The organism is Aquabacter cavernae, from assembly GCF_003993795.1.
In the GTDB taxonomy this organism is placed as follows: Bacteria; Pseudomonadota; Alphaproteobacteria; order Rhizobiales; family Xanthobacteraceae; genus Aquabacter; species Aquabacter cavernae.
This window is the reverse complement of sequence record NZ_RWKV01000009.1, coordinates 1-24,519: the sequence shown is the minus strand read 5'-3', so window position 1 is coordinate 24,519 and position 24,519 is coordinate 1. Positions and strand designations below refer to the sequence as shown.

At 68.3% G+C, this 24,519-nt stretch carries 26 protein-coding genes and 1 pseudogene; 11 read left to right on the top strand and 16 right to left on the bottom strand.

Translation table 11 applies throughout. From position 1 onward, the window contains the following. Positions 1–9: 9 nt before the first annotated feature. The 3 genes from EJJ38_RS12065 to EJJ38_RS12055 are packed head-to-tail and all read right to left on the bottom strand — an operon-like array spanning position 10 to position 3,704. Positions 10–1,719 (bottom strand): formate--tetrahydrofolate ligase, encoded by a 1,710-nt coding sequence (locus tag EJJ38_RS12065; protein ID WP_420836884.1) that lies wholly within the window; start codon positions 1,717–1,719, stop codon positions 10–12. Between the two features lie 4 nt (positions 1,720–1,723). Then, complete coding sequence (locus EJJ38_RS12060) at positions 1,724–3,301, bottom strand: nitrilase-related carbon-nitrogen hydrolase (RefSeq protein WP_127090400.1); 1,578 nt, start codon at positions 3,299–3,301, stop codon at positions 1,724–1,726. Positions 3,302–3,320: 19 nt separating this feature from the next. After that, on the bottom strand, positions 3,321–3,704 hold the full coding sequence (locus EJJ38_RS12055) for a winged helix-turn-helix transcriptional regulator (protein WP_127090399.1): 384 nt from the start codon (positions 3,702–3,704) through the stop codon (positions 3,321–3,323). A gap of 152 nt (positions 3,705–3,856) precedes the next feature. On the opposite strand from EJJ38_RS12055, the gene EJJ38_RS12050 reads away from it, so the two are divergent. Both EJJ38_RS12050 and EJJ38_RS12045 read left to right on the top strand, forming a co-directional pair. Next, positions 3,857–4,582 (top strand): alpha/beta hydrolase, encoded by a 726-nt coding sequence (locus EJJ38_RS12050; RefSeq protein WP_127090398.1) that lies wholly within the window; start codon positions 3,857–3,859, stop codon positions 4,580–4,582. An 85-nt stretch (positions 4,583–4,667) separates the two neighbouring features. Beyond that, on the top strand, positions 4,668–5,681 hold the full coding sequence (locus tag EJJ38_RS12045; RefSeq protein ID WP_127090397.1) for a zinc-binding alcohol dehydrogenase family protein: 1,014 nt from the start codon (positions 4,668–4,670) through the stop codon (positions 5,679–5,681). Between the two features lie 6 nt (positions 5,682–5,687). Here EJJ38_RS12045 and EJJ38_RS12040 read toward each other — a convergent pair whose 3' ends face one another. Beyond that, entirely contained in the window at positions 5,688–6,959 is a 1,272-nt protein-coding gene (locus EJJ38_RS12040) for a coiled-coil domain-containing protein (protein WP_127090396.1), read from the bottom strand. 180 nt (positions 6,960–7,139) lie between these two features. Continuing rightward, positions 7,140–7,793: a DUF1134 domain-containing protein gene (locus tag EJJ38_RS12035; protein WP_127090395.1), complete on the bottom strand. Its 654-nt coding sequence runs from the start codon at positions 7,791–7,793 to the stop codon at positions 7,140–7,142. Positions 7,794–8,033: 240 nt separating this feature from the next. Between EJJ38_RS12035 and chpT the strand changes: the two genes are divergently transcribed. The 4 genes from chpT (at position 8,034) to EJJ38_RS12015 (ending at position 12,041) form a co-directional block, all read left to right on the top strand. Then, the gene (chpT, locus tag EJJ38_RS12030) at positions 8,034–8,687 is read left to right on the top strand and encodes a histidine phosphotransferase ChpT (protein ID WP_127090394.1); all 654 of its coding nucleotides are present in this window, start codon (positions 8,034–8,036) and stop codon (positions 8,685–8,687) included. 105 nt (positions 8,688–8,792) lie between these two features. Then, positions 8,793–10,253 carry a peptide MFS transporter gene (locus EJJ38_RS12025; RefSeq protein WP_127090393.1) on the top strand — a complete coding sequence of 487 codons (1,461 nt, stop codon included), beginning with the start codon at positions 8,793–8,795 and terminating at the stop codon, positions 10,251–10,253. An 83-nt stretch (positions 10,254–10,336) separates the two neighbouring features. Further along, positions 10,337–11,344, top strand: coding sequence for an LLM class flavin-dependent oxidoreductase (locus tag EJJ38_RS12020; protein ID WP_127090392.1), 1,008 nt, complete (start codon positions 10,337–10,339; stop codon positions 11,342–11,344). A gap of 28 nt (positions 11,345–11,372) precedes the next feature. After that, positions 11,373–12,041 (top strand): sulfite oxidase-like oxidoreductase, encoded by a 669-nt coding sequence (locus EJJ38_RS12015; RefSeq protein WP_127090391.1) that lies wholly within the window; start codon positions 11,373–11,375, stop codon positions 12,039–12,041. 20 nt (positions 12,042–12,061) lie between these two features. On the opposite strand, the gene EJJ38_RS12010 is transcribed toward EJJ38_RS12015, so the two are convergent. Beyond that, positions 12,062–12,697: a MarC family protein gene (locus EJJ38_RS12010; RefSeq protein ID WP_164738486.1), complete on the bottom strand. Its 636-nt coding sequence runs from the start codon at positions 12,695–12,697 to the stop codon at positions 12,062–12,064. A 100-nt stretch (positions 12,698–12,797) separates the two neighbouring features. On the opposite strand from EJJ38_RS12010, the gene EJJ38_RS12005 reads away from it, so the two are divergent. Then, entirely contained in the window at positions 12,798–13,334 is a 537-nt protein-coding gene (locus EJJ38_RS12005; RefSeq protein ID WP_127090389.1) for an NADPH-dependent FMN reductase, read from the top strand. A gap of 53 nt (positions 13,335–13,387) precedes the next feature. Here the strand turns inward: EJJ38_RS12005 and queD are convergent, their stop codons facing one another. Next, positions 13,388–13,744, bottom strand: a complete 357-nt coding sequence (gene queD, locus EJJ38_RS12000; protein ID WP_127090388.1) for a 6-carboxytetrahydropterin synthase QueD — start codon at positions 13,742–13,744, stop codon at positions 13,388–13,390. A gap of 147 nt (positions 13,745–13,891) precedes the next feature. Further along, the gene (gene queE, locus EJJ38_RS11995) at positions 13,892–14,524 is read right to left on the bottom strand and encodes a 7-carboxy-7-deazaguanine synthase (protein ID WP_127090387.1); all 633 of its coding nucleotides are present in this window, start codon (positions 14,522–14,524) and stop codon (positions 13,892–13,894) included. Positions 14,525–14,756: 232 nt separating this feature from the next. Between queE and EJJ38_RS11990 the strand changes: the two genes are divergently transcribed. Continuing rightward, complete coding sequence (locus EJJ38_RS11990; RefSeq protein ID WP_127090386.1) at positions 14,757–15,704, top strand: ring-cleaving dioxygenase; 948 nt, start codon at positions 14,757–14,759, stop codon at positions 15,702–15,704. A gap of 204 nt (positions 15,705–15,908) precedes the next feature. After that, on the top strand, positions 15,909–17,213 hold the full coding sequence (locus EJJ38_RS11985; RefSeq protein WP_338021870.1) for an MFS transporter: 1,305 nt from the start codon (positions 15,909–15,911) through the stop codon (positions 17,211–17,213). A 125-nt stretch (positions 17,214–17,338) separates the two neighbouring features. Here the strand turns inward: EJJ38_RS11985 and EJJ38_RS11980 are convergent, their stop codons facing one another. Genes EJJ38_RS11980 through EJJ38_RS11955 form a run of 6 tightly spaced genes read right to left on the bottom strand, consistent with a single transcriptional unit; the run spans position 17,339 to position 21,884 of the window. Next, entirely contained in the window at positions 17,339–18,133 is a 795-nt protein-coding gene (locus EJJ38_RS11980; protein ID WP_127090385.1) for an ABC transporter ATP-binding protein, read from the bottom strand. Further along, positions 18,130–18,927: a pyrimidine utilization protein D gene (rutD, locus tag EJJ38_RS11975; protein ID WP_127090384.1), complete on the bottom strand. Its 798-nt coding sequence runs from the start codon at positions 18,925–18,927 to the stop codon at positions 18,130–18,132. The genes EJJ38_RS11980 and rutD overlap by 4 nt, the downstream gene beginning before the upstream one ends. A 31-nt stretch (positions 18,928–18,958) precedes the next feature. Continuing rightward, positions 18,959–19,762: an ABC transporter permease gene (locus tag EJJ38_RS11970; RefSeq protein ID WP_127090383.1), complete on the bottom strand. Its 804-nt coding sequence runs from the start codon at positions 19,760–19,762 to the stop codon at positions 18,959–18,961. Between the two features lie 12 nt (positions 19,763–19,774). Then, complete coding sequence (rutC, locus tag EJJ38_RS11965; RefSeq protein WP_127090382.1) at positions 19,775–20,161, bottom strand: pyrimidine utilization protein C; 387 nt, start codon at positions 20,159–20,161, stop codon at positions 19,775–19,777. 8 nt (positions 20,162–20,169) lie between these two features. Further along, a complete protein-coding gene (rutB, locus tag EJJ38_RS11960; protein ID WP_127090381.1) occupies positions 20,170–20,895 on the bottom strand; it encodes a pyrimidine utilization protein B in 726 nt (241 codons plus the stop codon). After that, positions 20,892–21,884: an ABC transporter substrate-binding protein gene (locus EJJ38_RS11955; RefSeq protein WP_245454222.1), complete on the bottom strand. Its 993-nt coding sequence runs from the start codon at positions 21,882–21,884 to the stop codon at positions 20,892–20,894. The genes rutB and EJJ38_RS11955 overlap by 4 nt, the downstream gene beginning before the upstream one ends. A 177-nt stretch (positions 21,885–22,061) precedes the next feature. Here EJJ38_RS11955 and EJJ38_RS11950 point away from each other — a divergent pair, with 177 nt between their 5' ends. Next, positions 22,062–22,979, top strand: a complete 918-nt coding sequence (locus EJJ38_RS11950; protein ID WP_127090379.1) for a LysR family transcriptional regulator — start codon at positions 22,062–22,064, stop codon at positions 22,977–22,979. 117 nt (positions 22,980–23,096) lie between these two features. On the opposite strand, the gene EJJ38_RS11945 is transcribed toward EJJ38_RS11950, so the two are convergent. Then, positions 23,097–23,807 carry a L,D-transpeptidase family protein gene (locus tag EJJ38_RS11945; protein ID WP_127090378.1) on the bottom strand — a complete coding sequence of 237 codons (711 nt, stop codon included), beginning with the start codon at positions 23,805–23,807 and terminating at the stop codon, positions 23,097–23,099. Positions 23,808–24,150: 343 nt separating this feature from the next. On the opposite strand from EJJ38_RS11945, the gene EJJ38_RS11940 reads away from it, so the two are divergent. Continuing rightward, positions 24,151–24,351 carry a hypothetical protein gene (locus EJJ38_RS11940; RefSeq protein WP_127090377.1) on the top strand — a complete coding sequence of 67 codons (201 nt, stop codon included), beginning with the start codon at positions 24,151–24,153 and terminating at the stop codon, positions 24,349–24,351. Positions 24,352–24,393: 42 nt separating this feature from the next. Here the strand turns inward: EJJ38_RS11940 and EJJ38_RS11935 are convergent. After that, positions 24,394–24,519 (bottom strand): annotated as a pseudogene (locus EJJ38_RS11935) (IS5/IS1182 family transposase); the annotation flags it as partial.

The window sequence follows — 24,519 nt, the reverse complement described above, 5'->3', positions numbered from 1 at the left end:
GCTCCGCTTTCACGACAGGCCGCCGATGACCCCCTCCGGGTCCACGAACATGCCTTCCGCCGCCGGGACGGAGGGAAGGCCGGGCATGGTCATGACATCGCCCGTGAGCGCCACCACGAAGCCGGCGCCCGCGGAGAGCCGCACCTCGCGCACGGGCAGCACATGGCCTTCCGGCGCGCCGCGCAGGGTGGGGTCGGCGGAGAAGCTGTATTGGGTCTTGGCCATGCAGACCGGCAGATGGCCGAAGCCCGCCGCCTCCAGCTCTTTCAGCCGCGCCGTCGCCGCGCCGGTGAAGGTCACCTCGCCTGCGCGGTAGATCTCGCGGGCGATGGTCTCGATCTTCTCCTTCAGCGGCATGGCGTCGGGATAGAGGGTGTGGAAGGAGGAGGGCTTGGCGCACATGGCCCGCACATCCTCCGCCAGCGCCAGCGCGCCGGCCCCGCCTTCGGCCCAATGGGCGCAGACATGGACCCGCACGCCCATCTGGCTGAGCGCCGCCGTCACGGCGTCGATCTCGGCGGGGGTGTCGGTGAGGAAGCGGTTCAGCGCCACCACCACCGGCAGGCCGAACTTGCGCATATTCTCCACATGGCGCAGGAGATTGGCGGTGCCGAGGCGCACGGCCTCCAGGTTCTCGCCCCCCAGTTGCTTCACCGGCACGCCGCCATGCATCTTCAGCGCGCGCACGGTGGCCACCACCACGGCGGCGTCGGGCGCGAGGCCCGCCTGGCGGCACTTGATGTCCAGGAACTTCTCCGCGCCCAGATCCGCCCCGAACCCGGCTTCCGTCACCACGTAGTCCGCCAGCTTGAGGGCGGCGCGGGTGGCGATCACCGAATTGCAGCCATGGGCGATGTTGGCGAACGGCCCGCCATGCACGAAGGCGGGCGTGTGCTCCATGGTCTGGACGAGGTTGGGCTGGAAGGCGTCGCGCAGCAGCGCCAGCATGGCGCCGATGCCCTTAAGCTCCCCCGCCGCCACCATGCGCCGGTCCCGCGCCTGCCCCACCACCATGCGCGAGAGCCGGGCCTCCAGCTCTTCCAGGGTGCGGGCGAGGCAGAAGATGGCCATGACCTCGCTGGCCACCGTGATGTCGAACCCGTCCTCGCGTGGGAAGCCGTTGGCGGGGCCGCCCAGGCCCACGATCACCTGCCGGAGCGCCCGGTCATTGAGGTCCACCACGCGCCGCCAGGAGATGCGGCGGGCGTCGAGGTCCAGCGCATTGCCCCAATAGATGTGGTTGTCGATGAGGGCGGCCAGCAGATTGTGGGCGGCCGAGATGGCGTGCAGGTCGCCCGTGAAATGCAGGTTGATGTCCTGCATGGGGATGATCTGCGCCCGCCCGCCGCCGGTGGCGCCGCCCTTGGCGCCGAAGACCGGGCCGAGGGACGGCTCGCGCAGGCAGATGGCGGTCTTTTCGCCCAGCCGCGCCAGCGCATCGCCGAGGCCGATGGTGGTGGTGGTCTTGCCCTCGCCCGCGGGCGTGGGGCTGATGGCCGTCACCAGGATCAGCTTGCCGTTGGCGCGCGGCTCCAGGGTGCGGATGTAATCGTGGGCGAGCTTCCCCTTATAGGGGCCGTAGCGATAGAGGCCGTCCGCGGGAATGCCGAGGCGCGCCGCCACGTCCTCGATGGGCAGGGGCGTGACGCTGCCCGCGATGGCGGCGTCGCTGGAGGGGTCCAGATGGCGCGCGGGGGGAAGCGCGGATGTCATGTGCATGGCCTCAGCCTTCCTCCGGGAAGCGGTTCGTTATGGGATAGCGGCGGGCTTTCGGTGCCCATGTCAGGCGAATGCCGGGGGCCGCGCGGCGGCGCATGCCCTCGGCCATCATGATGCGGCGGGCGAGCCAGTCCAGCGGCGCGCCGTCTTTGTCCCCCGGACCTGCATCCTCGAAGCGGGCGAGGCGGGCGTCGGTGTCGGTGAGGTCGTCGCGTGCGCGGGTGAGATGGGCCGGGATGATCTCCCCGCCGGGGCCTTTCGCGTCGGCGGGCTTCCAGCCATTGCGCAGCCCGGCGAGGGCGGGCGCCTCGCTCGCCAGCAGGTCCTTCAGGGGCGCGAAGCCGGCGCGCAGGTCCGCGTTGCAATGGGGCGTGCCCGCCAGAAGGTCGGTGCGCGTCATGGAGGTGAGGGCGAGCGCGCCGAATTTCTCCGCCGCCGCCACCACGAAGGCGCCGCGCATCCGGGCGCGCAACTGGTCCTCGGTGGTGTCGGGCACGGTGGTCTCGAACAGCGGGCCGAGGGTGCGCTCCAGCGCGTCCACGGCGCCGGCCAGGGGCAGCACGTCGTGCCGCATGCCGAGGGCCGCCGCGAACCCGGCGGCCGCCCCGCAGGCCTGCGCGCCGCCTTCCACGGGAAAGCTCAGGCCCTGCACACGGTCGGCGCCCAGCGCGTCAACCGCAAGCAGGGCAAGCAGGGCGGTGGGCGCATCGTCGGTCAATTCCAGCACCACGCCGGTGAAGCGGTTCTTCTCCGCGAAGTCGCGCAGGCCCAGCATGAGCGCCGCATAGTCCGCCTGGGCGGGCGAGGGGAGTTCGGCGGCGGGCGCGTCGGCGCATTGCCAGCCGGTCTCGAAGCGGCGCCAGAGGGACATGCGCACCCGTGGCAGGAAGGCGGGAAACTGCATGGCGAGGCGATGGTCGGCATTGAGCGCGAACGAGGCGCCGTCGAACACCGCTTCATCCTGGCCGCCCACGGCATTCACATAAAGCAGCGGCAGGCCGGTCTCCACCACGCGCGCTACCGCCGTGGAGAGGCGTTCATCCGCCCGCCCGCGCCCATAGGCGGCGCAATCCAGCGCGATCAGCAGGTCGGCGCCGGTCTCAGCGAGGCATTCGCAGACATCGCCCGTGGTCAGGTCCGTGCCGATGGCGATGCCCAGGCGCGTGTCGCGGAACGGAATCGGCCCGGGCATGGGGCCGGCGGTGAACACGCCGGCCTCCTCCGGCGCCAGGACAGCCTTGCGGCGCACCGCCGATATGGCCCCGTCCGCAAGCAGGATGGCGGCATTGGCGATGCCGCCTTCATCCGCCCAGGGCGCGCCGAGAAGGCAGGCGGGACCGTCCGTGGTGGCGCCAGCCAGATCCTCCAGCGCCGCACGGCAGGCGGCGAGGAAGGCGCCGTTCGCCGCCAGCGCGCCGGGCGGGGCGCCGCACAGGGCGAGTTCCGGCAGCACCACGAGGTCTGTCTCCTGGCGGGCGGCCTCGGTGAGGATGTCGCGGATGCGGGCGGCATTGCCGGAAATGTCGCCCATGACCGCATTGATCTGCGCGACGGCGATGCGCAGCGTATCCGGGTCGCTCATGGTGCCGATGGATCCGTTGTCATTCTGCGGCGAGGGGGAGGGCGGCGGTGTCCCGCAGGCCCGTGGCGGCCTCGCGGTGGCGCAGATGTTCCGTGCCCCAGGCGCGCAGGGCCAGGACCGCGCTGCGCAGCGCCTCGCCCTTGGCGGTGAGGCGATAGCCCACCTGCGGGGGCACCGTGGGATAGACGGTGCGGTCCACGAGGCCGTCCGCCTCCAGTTCGCGCAGCGCCTTGGAGAGGATGCGCTGGGTGACGTTGGGCATCAGGCGGCGCAGTTCCGAGAAGCGCCGTTCCCCGCCCAGCAGATGGAAGAGCGTGCCGCCCTTCCATTTGGCGCCGATGATCTCCATGGCCGCCTCCACCGGGCAGCCGGAGCATTCGTAGGTGACATGCCGTCTGGCCATGGCCGCTCCCGCGCCGCGCGCATGCGGGGAGGCACGCTGCGCTTCAAAACTCTTCACAAGACATACGCAGTCGCGCGCTTTCCCGCCACTCCCCCGCTTCCCCGGACACACAACGACATATACCGTATGCCAAAAAGACGTGGGGGAGAGAGATGCTTGATCCGTTCCTGGCGGGAATCCTGACCTTCGTGCCCAATGTGGCGCCGCTGTCCAAGGCGCCTCTGGCGCCCGGCCGCTCGGCGCTGGGCCTGTTCGAGCCGCGCGACGCGCTGCTGGTGGTGCCGGAGGGAATAGACCCCGCGCGCCCGACGCCCCTCATGGTGCTGTTCCATGGTGGGGGCGGCCATGCGGAGAAAATCCTGCCCATGATGGAGCAGCATGCTTTGTCCCAGGGCTTCCTGCTTCTGGTGCCCCAATCGCGCCATCCCACCTGGGACATCGTGATCGCCGGGAACGGGCCGGACCGGGAGCGGCTGGACCTGGCGCTGGCGGAGGTGAATGCCCGCTACCGGCTCGATCCCGGCCATATCTGCTTCGCGGGCCATTCGGACGGCGGCTCCTATGCCCTCTCGCTGGGCCTCACCAACGGGCATTTCGTCACGCACATCATCGTGTCCTCGGCGGGCTTCATGTCCGTGCACCACCAGGAAGGCGCGCCGCGTGTCTTCATGTCCCACGGCGTCCAGGACACCCAGATCCCCATCGAGCGCAGCGGGCGCGCCCATTCCAACCTGCTGAAGCAGGCGGGCTACGACCTCACCTATATGGAATATAACGGCCCCCATGCGTGGCAGCCGCCCATCGCGGCGCTCTCGGTGGGGTTCTTCCTGGAGGATGTCGCGCGCAACCCCGGCCGGGTCGAGGCGTATCAATCCTGATACCACCTGACCAAAACGTGCCGTCTTGCGCGAGGGCGGCTACATCCGACATGCAGGGACATCGTCTGCGTGTCGGAGACCCGTCATGAAAGCCATCGGTTACGCCGCCTCCCTCCCCATCGGGGACGAGAGGTCCCTGTTCGCCTTCGAGGCGCCCGAGCCCAAGCCCGCCCCGCGCGACCTGCTGGTCCGCGTGAAGGCCATTTCCGTCAATCCCGTGGACACCAAGGTGCGCATGCGCCGCCAGGGCACGGACGCGGCGCCGGTCATCCTGGGCTGGGATGCCGCTGGCATCGTCGAGGCGGTGGGTTCGGACGCCTCCTTCTTCAAGCCGGGCGACGCGGTCTTCTATGCGGGCAGCGTGGTGCGCGCGGGCACCAATGCGGAACTGCATGCGGTGGACGAGCGCATCGTCGGCCCGAAGCCCCGGACCCTGGACTTCGCCCAGGCGGCGGCCATGCCGCTCACCTCCATCACGGCGTGGGAAGGGCTGTTCGACCGCCTGCGCCTGCCGGTGGGCAAGGGCGGGGACGGCGGCACGCTGCTCATCATCGGCGCGGCGGGCGGCGTGGGCTCCATGGCGGTGCAGCTTGCCCGGCGCCTTACCTCCTGGACCGTGGTCGCCACCGCGTCGCGTCCGGAAAGCGCCCAATGGGTGAAGGAACTGGGCGCCCATCACGTCATCGACCATTCCAAGCCGCTGTCCGAGGAACTGAAGGCGATCGGCATCGATGGTGTCGAGGCGGTGTTCTCCCTCACCAAGACCGATGTGCACTGGGCGCAGATCGCCACGGCGCTGAAGCCTCAGGGCGCGGTGTGCGTGATCGATGATCCCGCCGCGCTGGACATCACGCTTCTGAAGCCGAAGGCGGCGAGCTTCGTGTGGGAATCCATGTTCACCCGCTCGCTGTTCGGCACGCCGGACATGGCGGCCCAGCACCGCCTGCTGACCGATGTGGCGGGAATGGTGGACGAGGGGCTGCTGCGGACCACGCTCGGCACCAATCTCGGCATCATCAGCGTGGACAATCTGAAGCGCGCCCATGCGCTGCTGGAAAGCGGCACCAGCATCGGCAAGGCGGTTCTGGAAGGCTGGTAGGCGCGTTCAGCGCTTGGCGGTGCGCCGGCCGGCGGGAAGCTTGGCCGGCACCGCCTCAGCCGCCGGAAGCGCGGCCTCGGTGGCCGCATTCTCCTGCCGCACGGCACGGATGCGGTCCGCGAGGGAGGGCGGATCGCTCACCGCAGCCGAGGTATCGGGCAAACCGGGCTCGCTCGGCACCGCCTGCGCCAGGATGCGGGCGGCCACGTCGCTCAGCCGCTCGCGCAGCACGGCAAGGTCGCTGTCCCGCGCGGCCAGCGCATCGCGCTCGGCGCGGGCCTTGGCGAGGGCGCCCTCCATCATGGAATGGTCGGCCCGCACCATGGTCAATTCTTCCGTCAGCCGCCGCGCATCGGCTTCGGCCGCGGCGAACTCCTCCGCGCGCTTGGCTTCGGCGGCGCGGGACACGGACTGGGTGGCCAGCAGATCGGCCTTGGCGGCGGCAAGGCGCGCCGACGTCTCCGTCAGGTCCTGCTCCAGAACGGTGATGCGCCCGCCGCGCTGGTCCGCCATGGAGCGGGCGGCATCCAGGGCGTGGCGAAGCCTGGCAAGCTCGGCTTCCAGGTGGGTGCGCTCGGCGTCCGTGGCGGCGCGCAGGTCCGCATGCATCTTGCGCTCGGTGGCGAGGTCCTCGGACAGTTGCGCACCACGGGAGAGTGCCTCGGCCAGCTCCGTGGAGAGGCGGGCCTCTTCGCTGCGCAGATGGGCGATGGCGGCCACCTGCTCGGCGATGGTGGCATCCCGCGCGGCGAGGACGGTGTCGAGCGTGTCGCCGCGTGCGGTCTGGGTGGCGAGGTCGCCGCGGGTCCGCTCCAGGGCGGCGCGGGTGTCCTGCAACTCGCCGGTGCGTGCCGCCAGCTCCGCCTCGCGGGCGGCCAGATTGGTGCGGGTGATGTCCCGCTCCTCGGTGCGCTCCCGGTGGGCGGCTTCCTCGATGGCGAGGCGTTCGGCGAGCGTGTCGTGCGCCGCCTGGAGGTCGGCGAGGCTGCGCTCCAGCTCCACGATGCGCAGGCGCCGTGTCTCCAGTTCGCCCGCATTGCCCGCCACCTGCTCCACCAGCCTGTCGCGGTGAATTTCGACGCGCCGCTGGGCGAGGGCGAGCTGTGCCCGCTGCTGGTCCTTCGCCGCCTGGATCTCGAACAGGGAGACCGGGACGGCGGCCTCGATGCGGCGGGTGGTGAGGCGCACGGCGCGGTTCCACACAGCCGGAAGCACCGTCAGGGCCACCAGCGTCGCCACCAGGACGCCGAGGACGAAGAACATGATCTGCTCGATCACGCGGAACCTGCGCTTTCAAACGGCTGCGAATGCATCTTCATACGATGCCGTGCGTCCGGCGGCTAGAGCAGGGCATGCAGCGCCTGCCCGTGGCGGGATGGAGCCGGTGCGGCGAAATCACCTGTGCTCAACGGTTTGGCGGGGAAAATCCGCCTGACGCGAGGGCATGTCGCCGCCCGGTCAGAAGGGGTTCCAGGTGGGCTGGGGGGTGAATTTCAGATAGCCCAGATTGGCGCCGAGCCGCACGCCGACGCCCGAGCGGATGGGCACCACGACGATATTGTCCGCCGTCAGCGCCGTCATGCCGAAGCCCGCCACCAGATAGGCGGAGCCGGACACGCCGCCGAACCGGCGGAAAATGTCGTCCACGGTGCGCATGCTGTAGACGAGGATCATGGTCCGCGCGCCGTCGCCGCCGAAGTCCCAGCCCAGCGAGGGGCCCTGCCAGAACACCTTCAGGTCACCCGCATTGCGGGTATAGAGCGTGCCCTCGCCATAGCGCAGGCCGCCCACGAAGGCGCCGGAGCCTTCCTGGCCGAGAATATAGCCGTTGGGCTGGCCCCACTGGCTGACCGCCTTCTCGATGGAGAGGGCCAGCCCCTTGGAGACGCTGCCGAAGAAGGAATGGCCCTTCGAGACCAGTTCGTTCGTGGTGTAGGGCTGGGGCGTGACGGCGGGTTGGCGATAGGGAGCGGGCTGGCCGTAGCCGGGCTGCGCGGGCGGCTGCCCATAGCCCGGCTGCTGCGCCTGCGCGCGCTGCACCCCGGGCGCAACCAGCAACAGGGCTGAGAGCAACGATAGCAGAGAGAGGCGGAAGGCGGCGGAGGCGGTCATCGGCGTCTCGCAAAGAAGGACGTCAAGGGCTGTGGGCCGCGAATCGGCCGGAGACAATCACAAAGGAGTGTGACGCAGAAAAGGCGGCTGGCAAACGCGCCCGCCCGCCCCCCGGAACCACAGATCCTGTGCCGGCTTGTGGCGGGGCGGGGGGCGGTATATCAGACGAGCCTCCCTGAACATGCGGGAATCGGCACGCGCATCCGCCCCCGCCGCCAGCCAGGATCCCGAGGGACCGCCATGTCCGATACGCCCCCCGCTCCCGCCATCTCGGCGCTGGACCTTGCCGCCCTGTTGTGTTCCCGGGTGTGCCACGACGTGATCAGTCCCGTCGGTGCCATCGTGAACGGCCTGGAAGTGTTGGAGGACGAGGATTCCGCCGACATGCGGGAGGTTGCCCTCGACCTGATCGCCAAGAGCGCGCGGCAGGCGTCCGCCCGCCTCCAGTTCACCCGCCTCGCCTTCGGGGCGGCGGGCTCCGCGGGCGCCACCATCGATCTGGGCGATGCCGAGAACGTGGTGCGCGGCATGATGGAAGACAGCCGCACGCGCATCGAATGGACGCTGCCGCGCGAGCTGCTGCCCAAGAACCGCGTGAAGCTGCTGCTCAATCTGGCGCTGCTGGCGGGCACCACCATTCCCCGGGGCGGCGTCATCACGGCGTCGGCCGCGCCGGGCGGCGTGGCGGTGGGCTTCGTGCTCACCTGCGCCGGGCCGAGCGCGCGCATTCCCGCCGCCCTGCCGGGCCTGCTGGGCGGCGCCATGCCCACGGACGGGCTCGATGCCCATGCCATACAGCCTTATTATTGCGGCATGCTGGCCCGCGAGTGCAGCCTTGCGGTTGCCTTCGCCCAGGAGGGCGACACGGTCACCCTGTCGGCGCTGCCCGCCTGAGACACACCATTGACACATGAGCGGCCCCGGTAGAGCTTAAGTGCTTGATTCCAGGGCCCTGCACGCTGCGGCACAAGCGGTGGCACGGCCGGCCGGGGGGCAGTGATGAGTGTCGCGGAAGCCGTTTCCGTTCCGTCCGAAGTGCCGTTGCGTCAACCGAAGGGCCTCACCTTCCTGTTCGCGGCGGAGATGTGGGAGCGGTTCAGCTTCTACGGCATGCAGGCCCTCATCGTGCTCTACATGGTGAAGGTGCTCGGCTTTTCCGATGCGCGCGCCAGCCTCACCTATGGGGCCTATGCGGCCTTCGTCTTCCTCACCCCCATCGCCGGCGGTGCGCTGGCGGACCGGGTGCTGGGCTTCCGCTGGGCGGTGATCGTCGGCGGCGTCATCATCATGATCGGCCATATCGTGCTCGCCCTGCCGTTCGGCAGCGCCAGCATGTTCGCGGGCATGGCCTTCGTGGTGGTGGGCACGGGCTTCTTCAAATCCTCGGTCTCGGCCGTGGTGGGCCAGCTCTACGGCAAGGATGACCCCCGCCGCGACGGCGGTTTCACCATCTTCTACATGGGCATCAATGTGGGCGCGCTGCTGGCGACGCTCATCGTGGGCTATGTGGGCCAGCAGGTGGACTGGCACCTGGGCTTCGGCCTCGCCGCCATCGGCATGGCGGTCGGCCTCGCCGTCTTCACCTGGGGCACGCGCCATTATGCGGCAGCGAGCCTTGCCTGCCCGCGCCCGCGCATGGTGCTGCCCTCGGTGGTGGCCGCTTTGCTGGCGGTGCCGGTCCTCACCTATCTCCTGGCCGAACCGGACGGGGCCAAGATGATGATGCTGGTGGGCGGCGGGCTCACCTATGCCTATGTGGTCTACCGCGCCTTCACCGCCGAGCCGGAATATCGCCGGCACCTGATGGCGATCCTCATCTATGTGCTGTTCGCCAGCTTCTTCTGGGCCCTGTTCAAGCAGAAGGACGGCCCCGTCCTCCTGCTGGTGGATCGCGCCATCGACCGGCACATCTTCGGCTTCGAGATGCCGTCGGCCATGTTCACCTCCTTCAACCCCTTCATGATCCTGATCCTCGCCCCGCTGTTCGCGCGCATCTGGCGGGCCTTCGCGGCGCAGGGGCGGCCCATCTCCACCGGGGTGAAGTTCCTGCTGGGCCTGCTGTTCGCCAGCGGCTGCTTCGGACTCATCGCCACGGCGGCCTATCTGTCCTCCTCCGGCACGCCCGCCTCGCTGCTCTGGATGGCGGCGGCGATCCTGCTGCTCACCTGCGGGGAGCTGGCTTTGTCGCCCGTGGGCCTCTCCATGGTCACGGCGCTTTCGCCACCGAGCCTCACCGGCCTCATGTTCGGCGCCTGGTTCCTCTCCACCTCCTTCGGCGCCTATGCGGCGGGGTGGATCGGCACGCTGGCGGCGGTTCCGGCGGGGGCGGACGCCTCCATGGCGGCCTATGCGGCGGCCTGCGCGGAGGTCTATCTGAAGGTGGCGCTGCTCGGTTTCGGGGCCGCGGTGGTGTTTTCCTGCCTTCTGCCGCTTCTCAAGCGGCTTCAGCAGCACAGCTGACCTTGAACGCGGGGGCACGGCGCCCAATCTGAGGGGGGCCGGCGGGGGCGAGGATCAGCCGGCACATTTCAGGAGCCGTCCGCATGCCCGCCTTTTCCATCCTCGACCTCGCCCATGTGCCGGACGGGGGGACGCCCGCCGATGCCCTGCGCAACTCGGTGGAGCTGGCCCGGGCGGCCGAGCAACTGGGCTATGTGCGCTTCTGGCTGGCCGAGCACCACAACATGATCGGCATCGCCTCGGCCGCCACCTCGGTGGTGATCGGCCATGTGGCGGCGGGCACGCAGGTGATCCGCGTGGGGGCGGGGGGCATCATGCTGCCCAATCATTCGCCCCTGGTGATCGCCGAGCAGTTCGGCACCCTCGCCACCCTGTTTCCCGGCCGCATCGATCTCGGCCTCGGCCGCGCGCCCGGCACCGACCAGCGCACCATGCGGGCCATGCGGCGCGAGCCGCAGGCGTCCGACACCTTCCCGCAGGACGTGCTGGAACTCCAGGCGCTGCTGGGGCCGCCCCAGGAGGGGCAGAAGGTGTTCGCGGTGCCCGGCACCAACACCCGCGTGCCGCTCTGGATTCTCGGCTCCAGCCTCTATGGCGCGCAGCTCGCGGGCATGCTGGGCCTGCCCTATGCCTTCGCCTCCCATTTCGCCCCCGGTGCGCTCATGCAGGCGCTGGACACCTATCGCGAGCGCTTCGAGCCCTCCGCCCAGCGTGAAACGCCCTATGCCATGGTGGGTGTGAACGTGGTGGTGGCGGACACGGACGCCGAGGCGCGGCGGCTGTTCACCTCGGCCCAGCAGGCCTTCACCAATATGGTACGCGGCACGCGCGGCCTGCTCCCCCGGCCCATCGACGATATCGAGACCTATTGGTCGCCCCATGAGAAGGCCCATGCCTCCTCCATGCTGGCCTGCTCCTTCGTGGGCGCGCGGGAGACGGTGCGCGCGCAGCTCGCCGCCTTCCTGGAGCGCACCGGGGCCGACGAATTGATGGTGGCGTCCGCCATCCACGATCCCGAGGCGCGCATCCGGTCCTATGAAATCCTCGCCGAGGTGCAGGCGGACCTTGCGCGCGGCAGGGTTCCCGCCTGAGCATCAAGACCCCTTGCGGAGTGCCAGCATGTCCGAGGATGACGACAGCCAGGTTCCGACCACGAAGCTGACGGCCACCAAGCAGCGCTGGGCGCAGGAGCACAAATTCCTCACCGGCCGCACCACGCGGCCGGAGGCCGAGCGCCTGCCGCCGGGCCAGCATCTGGTGCGGGACTGGCCGGTGCTGGATCTCGGTCTCCAGCCCGACGTGCCCACCCCGCGCTGGACCCTGGACGTGGACGGGCTGGTGGCCCACCCCATCCATCTCGCCTGGACCGATTTCCTGGCTCTGCCCCAGAGCCGGGAGGTCAGCGACATTCACTGCGTCACCACCTGGTCGCGCTACGACAACCAATGGGACGGGGTGCGCACGCAGGATCTTCTGGAGCGGGTGGCGCCGCTGCCGGAGGCGCGCTTCGTGTCGCTGGAATCCTTCGACGGCTACACCACCAACCTGCCGTTGGCGGACTTCGCCGCCCCGGACGCGCTCATCGCCCATGCCTGGGAGGGCGCGCCGCTCACCCGCGCCCATGGCGGCCCGGCGCGGCTGGTGGTGCCGCACCTGTATTTCTGGAAGAGCGCCAAGTGGCTGAAGCGCATCACCTTCCTGGCCGAGGACGCGCTCGGCTTCTGGGAGGTGCGCGGCTATCACGAGCGCGGCGACCCCTGGGCTGAGCAGCGCTATTCCGACGACTGAGCGGGTTGAGCGGGCCGCCCTCAGATGGGCGGCAGGCTCAGCCAGCGGGCGATGCCGGTCAGCACGATGTCCACGGACAGGGCGGCGAGGATCAGGCCCATGATGCGGCGGATCAGGTTCGCCCCCGACGAGCCGATGACCTTCACCACATAGTCCCCGAGCCAGAACAGGACCATGAGGATCAGCATCAGCGCCGCCAGAACGCCGATGGTGATGGCCTGCTGGGAGAGGATGTGGCGGTCATTGTCCGACAGGATGACCACGGTCAGGATCGCGCCCGGCCCGGCGATCACCGGGATGGCCAGGGGATAGACGGCGAGCGAGGTGACGTGCTTGTCCCCGTCCATCTCCAGCGCCTTCATGGAGTGGGGCTCGGAGAAGATCATGCTGGTGGCGTACATGAACAGGACCAGCCCGCCGGCGATGCGGAAGGAGAGTTCCGAAATCTCCATGGCGTTCAGCAGGATCCGACCCAGCAGCATGAAGAAGACCAGGATCAGGAAGGCGAAGAAGCAGGCCAGCAGCGCCGCCTTGTGGCGCTGCTTGGGGGTCATCTCGGAGGTGAAGGCGAGGAACAGGGAGAGATGGCTGATGGGCTCCAAGACCGCCCAAAGCGTCACGAACTGCGTGACCACCAGATTAAGGGTGCTCTCCATCTCTATCCCCCGTTTTGCTGCCCCCATCAGCATGCGATGATTTGCAGCCCCGCGCCAAGGCGAAGAAAATGTAAGGCGCGGAAAATGAAGGAGAACCGCGATGAAGTGGGTGGTCTGGCTCGGCAGCGTCCGCAAAGGATCCTACAATGCCGCCATCGCGCGCGCCCTGAGTGAACTCGCTCCGGAAGGGGTGGAGGTGGTGTTGCTACCCTCGGTGGCGCAACTGCCCATCTATAGCGGCGACATCCAGGATGCGGGCTTCCCCGAGCAGGTGGTCGCGCTGGGCGATGCCATCGCCACGGCGGACGGCGTGATCGTGGTGTCGCCGGAATATAATTATTCGGTGCCGGGCGGCCTGAAGAATGCCATCGACTGGATTTCCCGCCTCAAGCCCATGCCGCTGAAGGGCAAGCCGCTGCTCATCCAGTCGGCCTCCATGGGCGCCTTGGGTGGCGCGCGCATGCAGTATCACCTGCGCCAGATCCTGGTGGCGCTGGATGCCAAGGTGATGAACGTGCCGGAAGTGATGGTGGGCGCGGCCCACAAGAAGGTCAGCGGAGACGGCGTGCTGACCGACGAAGGCACACGGGATTTCATCCGCACCCAGCTTGAAGCCTTCCGGGGCTTCATCGGCTGACCGGCGGGAGCGGGTCGCCGCGCGGCCCGCTTCACGCTCCGGCGGGGCATATTTTATCCCTCGTCATATTCCGCCCAGGACATGGGCGTCTCGAACACCCGCACCACAGCGAGCGGGGCCAGCATGGGCTTGGCCCGCTGCCAGATCCACACGGCGATATGCTCGGCCGTGGGATTGGACAGGCCCTCGATTTCGTTCAGGCAATGATGGTCGAGCTGTTCCAGCAGGGGCGCGAAGGCAGCTTCCACGTCGAAGAAGTCGGCCACGAACCCGGTATGGCCGTCCACCGGCCCCTCCAGCACCAGTTCCACCCGGTAGGAATGGCCGTGCATGCGGAAGCATTTATGCGTCTGCGGGACATGGGGCAGGCGGTGCGCCGCCTCGAAGGTGAAGGCCTGTGTGATCCGCACGATGGGTCCTTTGAAGCGTTTCCGAGCGAGGTGAGCAGCGGTGCGCCTGAAGGAAACACGTAAAAAATAAACAGACAGGGCGCTTCACGTGTGCCGTGAAGCAAAGCCGCGCCCGGCCGGTGATCGAGAGCCTGATTGGATCAGGCTCTATGGAATTCCGATCATCTTATGGGTCTGGACCGAGAGACGCCATTGGGGATGTTCGAGGCAATAGGCCACGGCCGCGTCCGTATTGGCGCGCCGGGCGGGGCCGTCCATGGGCTGCAGGTAGAAATGGGTGAAATCGAGAGCGGCCACCGTCTCCGGCAGCAAGGTGGGCTGGGGATAGACCAGCTTCAATTCATGCCCCCGCCGCAGGACCAGGTCCGCCCCCGCCTTTGGGCTTACGCAGATCCAGTCGATGCCGTCCGGGGGCGTCTGGGTGCCGTTGGTCTCGATGGCGATCTCGAAGCCCCGCTCATGCACGGCGGCCACCAGTTCCGGATCGATCTGCAACAGCGGCTCGCCGCCCGTGAACACCACGAAGCGCCGCGCCGCATCCGGCCCCCACACCCGCACCAGCGCGTCCGCCAGCGCCTGGGCAGTGGCGAAGCGCCCGCCGCCGTCCCCGTCCATTCCCACGAAATCGGTATCGCAGAACTGGCAGACCGCGCCGGCCCGGTCTTCCTCGCGGCCGGACCACAGATTGCAGCCGGCGAAGCGGCAGAACACGGCCGCGCGCCCCGCCTGGGCGCCTTCGCCCTGGAGCGTCTTGAACATTTCCTTCACGGCATAGGACATGGTGCGACCGGCTTCAGCATCAGGCCACGGGGCCTGTCATCCCTGGGTCATATGGTGTCCCCGGCCGGGAGAAAAGAGCCTAGGGCGTTTCGTATGCATCGCTGCAAGCTGTTCTTGCGTCTTCGCGTCTCGCGTGGCGGTGATGCATTCCCTAAATATGGCCTCGGACGCCTCGCCCCGCGAGGTTGGACTTTTCGCCGGCCCCCACGGGCCGCGCCGCAGGAGACGCACCATGCAGCTCACGGGCATTCACCATCTGACCGCCGTTTCGGCGGACGCGCCCTATAACCACCATTTCTACACCCGGACGCTGGGCATGCGCCTGGTGAAGAAGACGGTGAACCAGGACGACACCTCCGCCTATCACCTCTTCTATGCGGACGGGCGCGGCAGCCCCGGCACGGATCTCACCTTCTTCGACTGGCCCGCGGCCCGCGAGCGGCGGGGCACCCATTCCATCGCCCGCACCGCCCTGCGGGTGCGCGATGCGGCGGCGCTGGACTATTGGGCCGCCCGCCTTGCCGCCGAGGGCGTGTCCGCAAGCCCCATCGCTGAGCGCGACGGGCGTGCCGTACTGGATTTCGAGGACAAGGAAGGCCAGCGCCTCTCCCTCGTGGTGGATGGCGGCCAGGGGCCCGGCGAGCCCTGGGAGCGCAGCCCGGTTCCGGCCGAGCACCAGATCCGTGGCCTCGGCCCCATCACCCTCTCCGTGCCGGACCTCGCCCCCACCGAGGCCGTGCTCACCGTGCTCATGAACATGCGCAAGGCCCGCACCTATGTGGAGGACGGCGTGGAAGTGAGCGTGTTCGAGATGGGCGAGGGCGGCCCCGCTGCCGAGCTGCATGTGCGGCTGGAGCCGAACCTGCCTCCGGCCGGGCAGGGGGCAGGCGGGGTGCATCACGTCGCCTTCCGCGTGCCCACCTTCGCCGAATATGACGCCTGGGCGGAGCGGCTGAAGGCGTATCGGGTGCCGTCCTCCGGTCCGGTGGACCGCTTCTATTTTCGCAGCCTCTATTTCCGCGAGCCCAACGGCATCCTGTTCGAACTGGCCACCGACGAGCCGGGCTTTTCCGCCGACGAGCCCATGGAGACCCTGGGCGAGAAGCTGGCTTTGCCGCCCTTCCTGGAAGGTCGCCGGGCGCAGATCGAGGCGGGGCTGAAGCCGCTGGAGACGGTGTAGCCGTCGCTCCCACCCGCCTCTGTCCGTAAAACGGAGCGCGTCTCTTCCTCGCGGGGCGGGCGCGCTCCTCTTTTGCGTGCCCGGCCGTGGGGGAGCATCCGTGGGATACCATGCGCCCGTCCGGTCCACCGGTAAGCTCAACCCGTGGGCTTGACCTCGTCCCCGTGGCCATGAAGGTTGCCGCGCATTGGGAAACGGGTGCGGATGATGGACACGACGACGGGACTGACAGCGCAGGAGCAGCGCGCCTTCGCCAAGGTGGCCAAGCGGCTCATCCCGTTCATGATGCTGCTCTATCTGGTGAGCTTCCTGGACCGGGTGAATGTGGGCTTCGCGGCCCTCACCATGAATGCCGATCTCGGCTTCTCCCCCGAAGTCTATGGCTGGGGCGCCGGCATCTTCTTCATCGGCTATTTCCTGTTCGAGGTGCCCTCCAACCTGGTGCTGGAGAAGGTGGGCGCGCGGCTGTGGATCTGCCGCATCATGATCACCTGGGGCCTCATCTCCGCCGCCACCGCCTTCGTGACCGGCTCCACCTCCTTCTTCATCCTGCGCTTCCTGCTGGGCGCGGCGGAGGCCGGCTTCCTGCCGGGCATGATCCTGTATCTGGGCTATTGGTTTCCGCTCGCCATGCGGGCGCGCTACATCGCGTTGTTCATGGCGGCGGTGCCCATCGCCAGCGCCGTGGGCGCGCCGCTGTCCGCGCTGGTGATGGAAAGCCACGGCGTCCTGGGCCTTGCCGGCTGGCAGTGGCTGTTCATCATCGAGGGGCTGCCCGCCACCTTGCTCGGCTTCGCCGTGCTGGTCCTCCTGCCGGACGGCCCCGCCGAGGCCCGCTGGCTGGATGCGGACGAAAAGCGGATCATCGCGGCGCGCCTCGCGGCCGATCATGTGTCGCAGGACGCCACCACCCGCCACAGCCTCTGGCCCGCGCTGCGCGACACGCGGGTGCTGCTGCTGGGGCTGATCTATTTCGGGCTCGTGGTGGGGTTGTACGGCATCGGCCTGTGGCTGCCGCAGATCGTGCGCGGCATGGGCTACAGCGTGCAGCAGGTGGGGTGGCTTCTGGTTCCGCCCTATTTGTTGAGCGCGCTGGCCATGCTGGTGTGGGGGCGCCACAGCGACAGGTCCGGCGAGCGCGTCCTGCATGTGGCGGGGGCGGCGTTTCTCGGCGCCGTGGGGCTGGTGGCGAGCGTGCATGCGGGTTCGCACCTGCTGGCCATCGCCGCCATCACCTGCGCCTCGGTGGGCATCTATGCGGCGCTCGGCCCGTTCTGGTCCATCCCGCCGCTGTTCCTGCGCGGCACGGCGGCGGCGGCGGGCATCGCCCTCATCAATTCCATCGGCAATCTCGGGGGCTTCGTCGGCCCCTATGCAGTGGGCTTCATCAAGCAGACCACCGACCGCTTCACCTCCGGCTTCGAGCTTCTGGCGGTCGTGGTTTGCGCGGCGGGGCTGCTCGCCTTGCTGCTGAACGCCCTGCTGCGGCGACGCGCCCGCGCCGCCTGACACCAAGGGTCCGTGAGCATGTCTCACGGACCCTTGGTCAAGCCCGCGCGGCGCTTGAGCGAAATCCGCTCGGCACCGGTCAAAGACCGGGGCCGTTGGTATGAGATGGAAACGGCAAGGCGGCCTCAGGCCGCCTTGGGGATCTCCAGATCCTTCCAGATCAGCGAGAAATATGCGTTGAAGGCCGTGTCCGAGCGCAGCGCCACGGGATCGGCGCCTTCACGCGGCAGGCGGATCTCATGCACGGCGCGCACGCTGGCGGGGCGCAGGGTGAGCACCAGAACGCGATCCGCCATGGCGATGGCCTCGCCGATGTCGTGGGTGACGAGGATGGCGCTCTTGCCCCGCTCGGCGATGATGCGCGCCACGTCCGCCTGCAGCAGCAAGCGGGTCTGGAAGTCGAGCGCGGAGAACGGCTCGTCCAGCAGGATCACCTTGGGGTCGAAGGCGAGCGTGCGCATGATGGCGACGCGCTGGCGCATGCCGCCGGAGAGGGTGGCCGGCTTGGCATTCTCGAAGCCCGACAGGCCATAGGCATTGATGAGGTCCTGCGCGATGGCGCGGGCCTCGGCCTTGGGCGTGCCGCGCACCTCCAGGCCCAGAACCACATTCTCCATCACCGTGCGCCAGGGCAGCAGCAGGTCCTTCTGGAGCATGTAGCCCACATGGCCGGTGGCATCGTCCACCCTGAGGCCGTCCACCTCGATGAGGCCGCGCGTGGGCTTCAGAAGGCCGGAAATGGCGTTGAACAAGGTGGACTTGCCGCAGCCGGAGGGACCGACGATGGCGAGCGTCTCGCCCTCATACAGCTCGAAATCCACTTTGCGGATCGCTTCCACCGGCCCGTTCCGGCCGGGGAAGACCATGCCCACGTCCTCGGCGCGCAGCACCACATTGCGGCGGGTGGTTGCTCCAGTCATCGGTCGGTCTCCGCGCAGAAGGCGAGCAGCATGTCGTTGAACCTGTCCGGTTCCACGGCGGTGAAGGCGTGGGCGCCCCATTCCACCTCGGCGATGCGGGCGCCGGGGATGCCCGCCGCCAGATGCTCCGACAAATAAGCGGGCACGAGGGCATCGTCCCGCGCCACCGCCAGCAGGGTGGGCACGCTGATATCCGCCATGCGCTCCCGCCCGTCGAAGGCGAGGAAGGTCTCGATGCGGCTCAGCATGGTGTCGGCGGAGGGGAAGTTCGCCACCATATGGGCCTCCTCCGCTTCCAGCGTGTCCATGTTGTCGGCGATCCAGCGGGGCGGATAGAGGAAGAGGGGCTGGGCCCGCACATAAGCCTGCGGCCCGGAGGCCAGCAGGATGCGCGTGCGCACCTCGAAGCAGCGCCGCAGGAAGCCGTCCGCCCGTGCCCAGCCGTTCACCACGGTCAGGCTGCGCACCCGCTCGGGGGCGCTGAGGGCCAGCTCCATGCCGATGATGCCGCCGATGGCGTGGCCCGCCACATGGGCATCGTCCACGCCCGCCGCGTCCAGCACGCGGGCCATGTCGGCGGCCATTTCCGCGATGGTGCGCGGGCCGATATCCCGTGCGCTGCGGCCGGTCCCGGCATGGTCATAGAGGATGACCGTGTGCCGGGCCGAGAGGGCTTCCACCTGGGGCCGCCAGAAGCCGCCACCGCCGCCCATTCCGGCCGAGAGCAGGACGGGCGTGCCCTGGCCATGGACTTCGTAATAGATGTCGGCGTCGCCGCCGTGCGCGTAGGGCATGGAACGTCTTCGTCTCGCAAGGGGGGAGAGGTCAGGCGCGCAGGCGCCGCTCGATCAGGTCCACGGCGCCGTACATGAGCAGGGCGACGGCCATCAAAGCTGCGATGCCCACCCACACGGCGTTCAGGTCGTAGAGGACACCGGCATAGTAGATCATGTAGCCAAGGCCCTCCTTGGAGGCGATGTACTCGCCCACCACGGCGCCGATCAGCGCGAAGCCCACATTGAGGCGGAAGGCCGAGACGATCCACGGCACGGCGCCGGGCACGATCACCGTCCGCCAGGTGCGGAACCGGCTGGCGCCCAGCGAGCGCATGAGCTTCAGCAGGTCGTCGTCCACCTCCTTGGCGCCCTGCTGGGCGGTGATGAGGGCGACGATGAAGGTGATGATGGCGGCAATGGCGATCTTGGAGCCGAGGCCGATGCCGAACCACACGATGATGAGCGGCGCGAGCGCGATCTTGGGCAGGCCGTTGAGCGCGATCATATAGGGCCGCAGCACCGCCGCCCCGGTGGGGAACAGCCAGAGCACGAGGCCCGCCGCGCTGCCGAGCACGGTGCCGATGACGAAGCCCGCCACGGCCTCCCAGGCGGTCAGCGCCGCATCGCGCGCCAGCTCGCCGGAGAGGATGAGCTGCCAGCCCCGCTCGAACACGCCGGTCGGCCGCCCATAGAGATAGACCGGCAGCCAGCCGATGGTCACCGCCGCCTCCCAGACCGCGAGGAGACCGACCAGGAGGGCGATCTGGTAGAGCGCCACGCGGGGGGCGGAAGGCAGGCGAACCTGCCAGCCGCCCCGGCGGACACGCGCTTGAGCCGGGAGGGGAGCGGTCATCAGGCTCACCGTTCAGCCCCGCTTGTGGGCGGTCGTGGCGATTTCCACCAGCGCGCCGGGCTTCACGAGGCCCGCCTGCACGCAGAAGCGCGCGGGCTTCTCGCCGGGGAAATATTCCGCATAGACCGCGTTCACGGCGGCGTAATTGGCCCAGTCGGTGAGGAAGATCTGGTTGAAGGTCACGTCCGCCATGGAGGCGCCGGCGGTTTCCAGCACGCTCTTGATGATCTCAAGCACATGCCGGGTCTGGGCGGCAGCGTCGCCCAGGTGCACGACATTGTTGTCCTTGTCGAAGGGCAGGGTGCCCGACACATAGACGATGTTGTCGGCCAGGATGCCGGGGGAGAAGGGGGCCAGCGGGGTGCCGGAGCCGGGGGGGATGATGGCGCGGGAGGTCATGTGAAGCCTCAATCCTGCTTGGGAGGGGTCTGCGCGAAGGCGCGGCGGAATTCGGCGACGTTGGAGACCCAGCCGAAGAAGGTCTCCACGTTGTAGACGGCGGCCTTCTGGACATAGTCCGGCCCGGCCTGATGGGTGGCGTCCTCCAAGAGGACGCCGAAATATTCGAGGTGGAAGCCGTCGCGCAGCGTGGATTCCACGCACACATTGGTGGCGATGCCGCAGAAGACGAGGTTGCGGATGCCCCGCGCCCTCAGGATGCTGTCGAACTGCGAGTTGAAGAAGCCGGAATAGCGCGGCTTCGGCACCAGGATGTCGCCGGGCTGCGGGGCCAGCGCATCCACCAGCGCATAGTCCCAGCCGCCCTTGGCCAGAAGCTCGCCATGAAGCTCCGGGCGCTTGCGCATGGTCTTCAGGGCGTTGGACTTGTGCCAGTTGGGCGAGCCGGGGCCGCCCGCTTCCACATAATCCTTGTCCCAGCCGTTCTGGAAATAGATCACCGTGACGCCAGCAGCCCGCGCCACCTCCACCGTCTCGGCGATGGCTTCAATGGCCGCCTTGGCGCCGGAAATGTCGAAGCCGGCGAGGTCGAGATATCCGCCCTCGGAGGCATAGGCGTTCTGCATGTCCACCACGATGACCGCGGTTTCCTCGACGGCGAGGGTCAGCGGCTCGGGGCGGGCGGGCAGGGTCACTGTCCGCCGGGACGCGGGAAAGCTGGTCGAGACTGTCATCCGGCAACTCCGAAGTCCTTCGCCGCCTTGAGGGCGAAGGAATTGTCCACCATCTGGGCATAGGGAAGGGGCGACTTGATGGAGCCGCCGCCCAGCTCAAGCTCCATGGCGCGGGTCCATTCGGCGTCCGAGATGGTCGGGTTCTTCGGGATGGCCGTGCGCGAGTCGAAGAAGTTCTTCGTGGCGTTGGCGATCACCGAGGGGGCGACCTTGGGGAAGTATTTCTCGGCCACCTGCGTGAACACCGCATTGTCCGCATGCATCATCTTCTGCGCCTCGGCGAGGGCGTTGCAGAAGCCCTGCACGGTGGCCGGGTTCTTGGCGATGTACTCCTCGCTCGCCATGGCGGTGGTGAAGCAGAGCGGGCCGATAATGTCGCCGAAGGACAGGACCGGCTTGAGGCCGAACTGCTCGGCGCCGATGGAGATGTCCCATTCAAAGGCGGTGGCCACGTCCGCCCGGCCGTCCTTCACGGCGGCGGCCTGGGCGCCCGCCGGCAGTTCCAGGAAGGTGACGCCCGCTTCCTTGGGGTCGAACCCGCCCACGCTCTTCATGGCATAGGTGGGCACCTGGATGGTGGAGGACGGGAATTTCAGCGTGGCAATGGTCTTGCCGCGCAAATCCTGGATGGACTTGATCTGGCTGTCGGGCCGCGCCATGGCCCACATGGAGACGCCGCCGACGATCTTGGCGATGTTCTTCAGCTTGCCGCCCTCGCGCGCCGCATTCACCGACATTCCGGGGCTGGTGACGCCGAACTGGGCGCGGCCGGAGAGCACGATGGGGGTGGGCAAGGCGATGCCGCCGGCGGTGGAGACGTCCGCCTCCAGCCCGTGCTTGGCGAACAGGCCCTTATCGGCCGCCACATAGAGCGTCGAATACATGCCGAGGCGCAGCGCCTCGGAGATGATGACGGGGGTGCCGGCAGCGCGGGCCGCGCTCAGCGGGCCGAAGACCCCCGCCGCCGCGCCCGCGAGGGACAGTTTCAAAAGGGAGCGCCGATCCATGACCATGCCAAAAGCCTCTCGGAAGGAAGTGGCGGCGTGTGTTCCGCGCCGTCCGGTGCCCGGCGTATTTCGCAGGTGCACAATTATTGTTCACGATTAAAAGCTTCTCATTGAGGTGTCTTATTAACAAGTCGGGAAAAACAGATATATTTATTAGCCATGACGATAAATCTGAATCTCCGGCAATTGCGGGCCTTCGTGGCGGTGGCCCAGGCCGGCAGCTTCAGCGGAGCGGCGCGGCTGCTGGGCATCTCCCAGTCCGCGCTCAGCCAGGCGGTGCAACAGCTTGAGAGCGATCTGGGCGTGCGCCTGCTGGACCGCACCACGCGCAGCGTCCAGCTGAGCGCGGTGGGGCGGGATTTCCTGCCCGGCATCCAGCGCGTGCTGGCGGATCTTGAACACCAGTTGCAGGATTTGAGGGATCTGAAGGAGCACCGGCGCGGCCATGTGGCCGTCACTTGCGTGCCCTCTGTTGCACTGCGGCTGCTGCCCTCGGTGCTGGCGCGGTTCCAGACCGCCTATCCCATGGTGAGCGTGAGCGTGCGCGAGGCGCCGCGCCAGCAGATCATCACCACGCTGCGCAGCGGCGACGCGGAACTGGGAATCGCCAATGTGCCGGGCGACGATCCGGAACTGGACAGCACCTTCCTGCTCACCGACTCGTTCGCGCTTGTGATGCGCCGCGACCATGTCCTCGCGGAACGGGCCGAGGTGACCTGGGCCGAGGCCTCCGCCGCCGGGCTCATCGCCATGGCGCCGGGCACGGGCATCCGTCTGGAGATGGACCGGGGCCTGCCGGTCGCGACCGCGCCCCATCACGAGGCGGAGCATCCGGCGACGCTTCTCGCCATGGTGGAGGCGGGCGTGGGCGTGGCGCCGCTGCCGACCCTCGCCTGGCCGCGCGAGGACCATCGCGTGCTCACCTTCCGCCCGCTGGTGGGGCCGAGCGTGGAGCGTCAGCTTTTCCTCATCAAGCGGGCCGGGCGCGATCTCTCGCCCGCCGGCCGCTCGCTGCACCGGGCGATCCTGACCGACGCGGCGCGCGAGAATTTCAGGACCGTCCGCCCGGCGGGGTGAGGGAGTGCGCCGCGCATGAAAAAGGCGCCGACCCCTTGAGGGATCAGCGCCTGCATCATCGCAGAAAACGGCCGAAACGCCTGGCTTCCGGCGACCCGCAGCGGGGCGTGGCCACCCCTATGCCGGCAGCACGATCACCTTGGTCTTGACCGGCGTGCGGTCATACAGGTCGATCATGTCCTGGCTCAGCAGGCCCACGCAGCCGCTGGTGATACCGTTGCCGATGGAGTCCGGCGCGCTGCTGGCATAGATCGTATAGAGCGTGTACTTGCCGTTCTGGTAGAGATAGAGCGTGCGCGCACCCAGCGGATTTTCCAGGCCGCCCGGCATGCCGCCGGCATATTTGGCCACTTCCGGCTGGCGCTGGATCATCTCCTTGGGCGGGGTCCAGGTGGCCCATTCGCCCTTGCGGCCCACATAGGCATCCCCGTTCCACAGGAAGCCCGCGCGCCCCACATTGGCGCCGTAGCGCGTGGCGACATTGTCGCCCTCGACCCGGTAGACGTAGTAATTGCTGGGATCGACGATGATCGTGCCCGGCGCTTCCTTGGTCTCGTAGGTGACGGTCCGGCGGAAATATTTCGGATCCACCTTGCTGATGTCGGTGGCCGGGATGGGGAATTTTTCAGTGGGCACGGGCCCGTAGAGCTTTTCCGCCTCGGCGAGGCTCATGCCGTCGGTCCCCGCGCAGCCGGCGAGGCCCAGCGCGCCGAAGGTGGCGGCCGAACCGGCGAGAAACGACCGGCGGCTCAGACGGCCCGCCCGCTCCTGGGGCAGGGCGCTCCCGTTCCTCTTGCCGGCACCTTCAGTCCGAGCGTCCGTGATCATGATGTCGGAATTCCCATATTCTCGTCGCCCCGCGAGATGGCCCCACCATGCAACCGCTGAGCGTTTTCCGAGCGGACATTGCCGCCACTTGGCGCAACTGGCAAGCACAGGCTTGCGTTGCGGGGGGTATTTGTGCGGCGCGCTGGGGAGGGTGAAGCATTCTCGGCCAGAAATTGCCGCACCGCTCGGTCCTCAGTCCTGGGGGAGACCTGACGCGGCAAGGGCGCTGGTCGCTGCGGGGACGCCGGTTCTGCAGTCCAAGGAAACGCGCACCGTCTATACCGAATCCTGCCGCCCCTTCTGGAACCGCTGTTCACAGTTCGAGCCGGAGAGCGGCCCGCATATGCCGGAGCTGTCGCTGTTCACGGTCTTCCGCAAGGACTTCTATACGCTTCAGATCGACGACGACCACGGTCCGCGCGTGGCATGCCTCAACTGGCAGACCTCTGCCCGTTCCTCCATCGCCAAGCCGGTGAAGACGGGCGACCAGTATGTCATCTCCATGAAGCTGGTGCCGGGCTCCGTGGAGTGCACCAGCAAGTGACGCGATCCTGAGCGCCCCGGCCGGTCTCGTACCGGCCAGGGCCTAGGTGACCGACTCATAACTTCGCAGCCAGATGCGGATTGATGCGAGTTGGATCGAAGCGAGGAAATTGTCGTCTCGCTTGTCGTAGCGGGTGGCGACGGCTCTGAAGTGTTTGAGCTTGTTGAA

Coding starts and splice junctions, on each gene's coding strand:
- EJJ38_RS12065 (WP_420836884.1), bottom strand. CDS start 1,719: ATGCACATGACATCCGCGCTTCCCCCCGCGCGCCATCTGGACCCCTCC.
- EJJ38_RS12060 (WP_127090400.1), bottom strand. CDS start 3,301: ATGAGCGACCCGGATACGCTGCGCATCGCCGTCGCGCAGATCAATGCG.
- EJJ38_RS12055 (WP_127090399.1), bottom strand. CDS start 3,704: ATGGCCAGACGGCATGTCACCTACGAATGCTCCGGCTGCCCGGTGGAG.
- EJJ38_RS12050 (WP_127090398.1), top strand. CDS start 3,857: ATGCTTGATCCGTTCCTGGCGGGAATCCTGACCTTCGTGCCCAATGTG.
- EJJ38_RS12045 (WP_127090397.1), top strand. CDS start 4,668: ATGAAAGCCATCGGTTACGCCGCCTCCCTCCCCATCGGGGACGAGAGG.
- EJJ38_RS12035 (WP_127090395.1), bottom strand. CDS start 7,793: ATGACCGCCTCCGCCGCCTTCCGCCTCTCTCTGCTATCGTTGCTCTCA.
- chpT (WP_127090394.1), top strand. CDS start 8,034: ATGTCCGATACGCCCCCCGCTCCCGCCATCTCGGCGCTGGACCTTGCC.
- EJJ38_RS12025 (WP_127090393.1), top strand. CDS start 8,793: ATGAGTGTCGCGGAAGCCGTTTCCGTTCCGTCCGAAGTGCCGTTGCGT.
- EJJ38_RS12020 (WP_127090392.1), top strand. CDS start 10,337: ATGCCCGCCTTTTCCATCCTCGACCTCGCCCATGTGCCGGACGGGGGG.
- EJJ38_RS12015 (WP_127090391.1), top strand. CDS start 11,373: ATGTCCGAGGATGACGACAGCCAGGTTCCGACCACGAAGCTGACGGCC.
- EJJ38_RS12010 (WP_164738486.1), bottom strand. CDS start 12,697: ATGGAGAGCACCCTTAATCTGGTGGTCACGCAGTTCGTGACGCTTTGG.
- EJJ38_RS12005 (WP_127090389.1), top strand. CDS start 12,798: ATGAAGTGGGTGGTCTGGCTCGGCAGCGTCCGCAAAGGATCCTACAAT.
- queE (WP_127090387.1), bottom strand. CDS start 14,524: ATGTCCTATGCCGTGAAGGAAATGTTCAAGACGCTCCAGGGCGAAGGC.
- EJJ38_RS11990 (WP_127090386.1), top strand. CDS start 14,757: ATGCAGCTCACGGGCATTCACCATCTGACCGCCGTTTCGGCGGACGCG.
- EJJ38_RS11985 (WP_338021870.1), top strand. CDS start 15,909: ATGATGGACACGACGACGGGACTGACAGCGCAGGAGCAGCGCGCCTTC.
- EJJ38_RS11980 (WP_127090385.1), bottom strand. CDS start 18,133: ATGACTGGAGCAACCACCCGCCGCAATGTGGTGCTGCGCGCCGAGGAC.
- rutD (WP_127090384.1), bottom strand. CDS start 18,927: ATGCCCTACGCGCACGGCGGCGACGCCGACATCTATTACGAAGTCCAT.
- EJJ38_RS11970 (WP_127090383.1), bottom strand. CDS start 19,762: ATGACCGCTCCCCTCCCGGCTCAAGCGCGTGTCCGCCGGGGCGGCTGG.
- rutC (WP_127090382.1), bottom strand. CDS start 20,161: ATGACCTCCCGCGCCATCATCCCCCCCGGCTCCGGCACCCCGCTGGCC.
- rutB (WP_127090381.1), bottom strand. CDS start 20,895: ATGACAGTCTCGACCAGCTTTCCCGCGTCCCGGCGGACAGTGACCCTG.
- EJJ38_RS11950 (WP_127090379.1), top strand. CDS start 22,062: ATGACGATAAATCTGAATCTCCGGCAATTGCGGGCCTTCGTGGCGGTG.
- EJJ38_RS11945 (WP_127090378.1), bottom strand. CDS start 23,807: ATGATCACGGACGCTCGGACTGAAGGTGCCGGCAAGAGGAACGGGAGC.
- EJJ38_RS11940 (WP_127090377.1), top strand. CDS start 24,151: ATGCCGGAGCTGTCGCTGTTCACGGTCTTCCGCAAGGACTTCTATACG.